The following is a 234-nucleotide window of genomic DNA, read 5'->3' as shown; positions in this document are numbered from 1 at the left end:
AAAAACAAAAAATTTATTCACTCGTAATTCATTTTGAAAGTAAAATGTAAGATAATAATACGTTCTCTTCCCTTTTTCAATCCCTTCAAAGATCGTCTTACTAAAACTCAACCATTGATCTAAATCTAATTTTTTTAATTCTAATCCTATTTCATTTACTGATGTTTTATAAAAATTTTGCGCTCTAATTTTAATTGAGGAACCAAATATATCAAGGTAATCTGGATTGTTTTC

At 25.2% G+C, this 234-nt stretch carries 1 protein-coding gene (only partly in view); it reads left to right on the top strand.

The window, feature by feature from the left end; genetic code table 11:
* Positions 1-37, top strand: the final stretch of a protein-coding gene (locus AWW78_RS01205; RefSeq protein WP_176696216.1) for a TonB-dependent receptor. It extends 1,076 nt beyond the left edge of the window; only the last 37 of its 1,113 coding nucleotides appear in the window; its start codon lies beyond the left edge, outside the window; it ends in the stop codon at positions 35-37.
* Positions 38-234 lie beyond the last annotated feature (197 nt).

It is taken from the genome of Candidatus Kryptonium thompsonii (assembly GCF_001535985.1).
Lineage (GTDB): Bacteria > Bacteroidota > Ignavibacteria > Kryptoniales > Kryptoniaceae > Kryptonium > Kryptonium thompsonii.
Note: the sequence above shows the minus strand (reverse complement) of the source record. Positions and strands in the feature narration are given on the sequence as shown.